Consider the following 380-nt stretch of genomic DNA (forward strand, 5'->3'; position numbering starts at 1 on the left):
GGGTGGCGGGAGCGCCGACCTCGCGTCGCGCGCCGTCAGCGCCCTGGGCGACACCAACGAAGGGCTGGCGCGCTGGCGGGCCTATCAGGCGGCCTTCGCACCACTGTGACCGGAATGCTGTGACAGGAGTGCAGTCATGAGCGAGATCGGTGAGCTGCTGGCGCAGGCGGAGCTGGACTTCGCTCCATCTGCGATCGCCTGGGGCGGCAACGGGCTGAGCCTGGTCGTGCTCGGGCCGCACCGCACAAACGCCCCCTTCAAGACCCAGAAACTGTCCGTCCTGAACACTGATTCGGGCGAGGTCCGCTGGTGGATTGAGGCCCTGGACACGACGTCCGTCGTGATCAGTCCGGACGGGCAGGCCGTGGCAGGGACCGGTG

1 protein-coding gene is annotated in these 380 nt (G+C 68.7%); it reads left to right on the forward strand.

Annotated features, from left to right (window positions below; all coding sequences use genetic code 11):
- Nucleotides 1-136: 136 nt before the first annotated feature.
- On the forward strand, nt 137-380 hold a 244-nt coding region (locus TN53_RS42865; RefSeq protein ID WP_046264339.1), incomplete at its 3' end, for a hypothetical protein.

Source organism: Streptomyces sp. WM6386, from assembly GCF_000972385.1.
Lineage (GTDB): Bacteria > Actinomycetota > Actinomycetes > Streptomycetales > Streptomycetaceae > Streptomyces.